The organism is Pseudomonas agronomica (assembly GCF_025917275.1).
GTDB lineage: Bacteria > Pseudomonadota > Gammaproteobacteria > Pseudomonadales > Pseudomonadaceae > Aquipseudomonas > Aquipseudomonas agronomica.
The window spans coordinates 1-3,168 of sequence record NZ_JAOSHO010000539.1 but is presented as its reverse complement, the minus strand read 5'-3'; the positions used below and the strand labels follow the sequence as shown (position 1 = coordinate 3,168).

4 protein-coding genes are annotated in these 3,168 nt (G+C 62.4%); 1 reads left to right on the top strand and 3 read right to left on the bottom strand.

Translation table 11 applies throughout. The annotated features are described in order from the left end of the window. Positions 1-29: 29 nt before the first annotated feature. From OC610_RS24095 to pdxR, 3 genes are all read right to left on the bottom strand, one after another. The gene (locus tag OC610_RS24095; protein WP_264431426.1) at positions 30-434 is read right to left on the bottom strand and encodes a cupin domain-containing protein; all 405 of its coding nucleotides are present in this window, start codon (positions 432-434) and stop codon (positions 30-32) included. 253 nt (positions 435-687) lie between these two features. Further along, entirely contained in the window at positions 688-981 is a 294-nt protein-coding gene (locus tag OC610_RS24090; RefSeq protein WP_264431424.1) for a putative quinol monooxygenase, read from the bottom strand. 112 nt (positions 982-1,093) lie between these two features. Further along, positions 1,094-2,527, bottom strand: a complete 1,434-nt coding sequence (gene pdxR, locus OC610_RS24085; protein ID WP_264431422.1) for a MocR-like pyridoxine biosynthesis transcription factor PdxR — start codon at positions 2,525-2,527, stop codon at positions 1,094-1,096. A 165-nt stretch (positions 2,528-2,692) separates the two neighbouring features. Here pdxR and OC610_RS24080 point away from each other — a divergent pair, with 165 nt between their 5' ends. After that, positions 2,693-3,133 carry a carboxymuconolactone decarboxylase family protein gene (locus tag OC610_RS24080; protein WP_264431421.1) on the top strand — a complete coding sequence of 147 codons (441 nt, stop codon included), beginning with the start codon at positions 2,693-2,695 and terminating at the stop codon, positions 3,131-3,133. Positions 3,134-3,168: the final 35 nt, after the last annotated feature.

The window sequence follows — 3,168 nt, the reverse complement described above, 5'->3', positions numbered from 1 at the left end:
GGATGCTCTGAGGTGACAAAAGTTGCGGCTCAGTCCTTCAGCGGAATCAACACCGCTTCATCCTCGCCCATCACCATGAACACCAGGAGCTTGGCCGGTTGGGTGGCGCTGGCGTTTTTCGACACCAGGTGCTCGGAACCGGCGGCTTCGTACCAGAACTCGCCAGCCTTGTAGGTGATCGCCGGCTCGCCCTTGACCTGGGACGTGATCGCGCCTTCGAGCACGTAGGCCATGGCCGTGCCGTCATGCTTATGGGCGATGGAGGACTGGCCTGGTGCATAGTCGACGGTCAACATCATGGCCTTTTTGCCAGGCAGGTTTTTCAGCAGCTTCTCCTGCAGCACCTGGACCTTCTCCGACGGCCCGGCCTCGTGGGCGTAGAGCGGGGCAATGGGAAGCAAGCTCAGGGCGGCGATCAGGTAGAGGGTTTTCATGGGGCGGGACCTTTGTGGTGTGGAGTGAATTCGCCTTCACCCTAAGCCCCAAGGTACCGGGGACAAACGTCCAATTTTTTGAAAGATAGGTAGACCACCCGTGGCGAGGGAGCTTGCTCCCGCTACGTAGGAGCTGCCGAGCAAAGCGAGGCTGCGATCTTTGATCTTGGAACACGAGTGTCCGAAGAAGATCGCAGCCTCGCTTTACTCGGCAGCTCCTACAGGATCCGGCGGGAGCAAGTCGTGAGCCCATTCACACCACCGGAAAGCTGTTGAAGTCCACGCTTCGCGCCAGGCGGCTTTCCAGCAAGCTGATGAAACCCTGAACTTCGGGGCAATTGAAATGGGCCTGCATGTCCGCTTCCGATCGCCAGCGGGCGCTTACGTTCCAGCGGTCGCTGTTTTCCGGGCAGCGATCGACCAGGTAGGCATCGCAGCCTGGCAATGCCCGCAGGGTTTCGACGATTTGCTGCAACTGCCGGCCCAGTTCTTCCGAGCGCCCGGCGGCGGCCTGCACCTGAACGGTGTTGATCACTTGGCGAGACATTGTCCTGGCTCCTGAATCAAGTCGAACGGGATCTGATCACACCCAAGCAGGATAGGCCCGACGGGACAAGGCTAAAACAGCCAATGGGCGGATAAACGCCCAGTCCAATCGGTCAGGCAACCTGCTGCAGGATGTCTCGCAGACGGTCCAGGGCGATATCGATGTCGAGCAGTTCAATGGCGCCAAAACCCAGGATCAGGCCTGGACGCACCGGCGCCTCGTTAAAGAAACCGTCGAGGCTGTAGAGCCCGACTTCGGCTTTCTTCGCCAGTTCGATCACCAATGGCAGGTCGATGGGCACCTTGCACAGTACGGCCATGTGGAAACCCGCCGTGGTGGGCACGGCCTCGAACCAGGGGGACAGGTCATCGCCCATGCGCGCCAGGATTCGCTCGCGCCGGCCGGCATACAGGGCGTGGCAGCGGCGGATGTGCTTGAGCAGGCAGCCCTCGGCGATGAATTTCGCCAGCGCCCATTGGGGCAGGGTGGAGGTGTGCTGGTCGGTGAGGCGCTTGGCCAGGATCACCGCCTCGAGAATCGCCGGTGGCAGGATCGCGTAGCCGAGGCGCAGTTCCGGCAGCAAGGTCTTGGAAAAGGTCCCGACGTACGCCACGATCCCGCGCTCGTCCATGCTCTGCAACGAGTCGGTGGGGCGGCCTTCGTAGCGGAATTCACTGTCGTAGTCGTCTTCGATGATGATCGCGCCCAGTTCATAGGCCCGTGCCAGCAGGGCCTCGCGCCGGGGCTGGCTCATGGGCATGCCCAGGGGAAACTGGTGGGATGGCGTCACGTAGATCAACCGCGTGCCGTCGGGAATCAAGTCCACGCGCATGCCTTGCTCATCCACCGGCACCCCGGCCACCGTCGCGCCATGGGAACCGAACAGCAGGCGCGCCGGCGGATAGCCGGGGTCCTCCATGGCGACCAGGCTGCCCGGACGGGTCAGTACCCGGGAAATCAGGTCCAAGGCCTGTTGCGCGCCGTTGCACACCACCACCTCATCATCCTGGCAATTGACCCCACGGGAAAACGCGATATGCCGGGCGATGGCGTTGCGCAGCGCCGGCAAGCCTTCGGGCTGGCTGTAGAAACCCTTGGCATTGGCGATCTGGCGCAGGGCATGGGCGGTGCAGCGACGCCAGTCGTCCAGGGGAAACTGGCCCTTGCCGGTGGCACCGCCGATGAAGTCATAGCGCAGCGCGCTCTCGGGTGGCGGATGGCGCAGCAAGTCCGGCATGTTGCGCCAGGTCTCGACCACATCGGCGCCAGCGAGCTCGCGATGGCTTTGCTTGCGCACGATGCTGGCCGGGCGAGCGTTGACATACGTGCCCTTGCCGATGACGCCGGTGAGGAGATTTTCGTAGGTCAGTTGCGCGTAGGTGTCGGAAACGGTCTTGCGCGAAATGCCCAACTGCTCGGCCAGCAGGCGACTGGGCGGCAGTTGCGTGCCAGCGGCCAGCCGCCCGCTTTCGATGGCGCTGCGCAATTGCCGATACAACTGGCCCGTCAGGTCCTTGCGGCCGTTGATGACGACATGAAGTTCCATACCCGTGGGCTCCTGGGTGATCGTTTGCGGCAAGGACCGAGAGCGCAAGATTACTCGCAATACACTGGCGCGGAGAAGTTGCGTGGGCGTTTATCGACGGATTGGACCTGTCGCTGATGGCCTCGACGTCCTACCGTGGTTTTACCAACCACTACGGAGCCCACCATGAGTCCGCGCCTGGATTATTACAGCGCGTCCCCCGGCGCGATGAGGGCAATGATCGGCCTGGAAGCACTGACCAGCCGCCTGAGCATCGAGCCGGCGTTGCTGCACCTGATCAAGATCCGCGCCTCGCAACTCAACGGCTGCGCCTTCTGCACCGACATGCACTCGGTGGACGCGCGCCGCCAGGGCGAGACGGAGCGGCGGCTTTATGCGGTGGCGGTATGGCGCGACAGCGGCTTTTTCACCGACCGAGAACGGGCCGCGCTGGCTTGGACTGAAGCGGTCACGCTGTTGGCTGAGAGCCAAGTGCCGGATGACGTCTATACGTTGGCCTGTGGCAGTTTTAGTGAAGAGGAACTGGTGGACCTGACTATGGCGATTAGCACTATCAATAGCTGGAATCGGTTGGCGGTGAGTTTTCGGCAGAGTCCGGGGGGGTAGGGGGGCTTACGGGCGGTTTTGGATTTGTTGGTTGG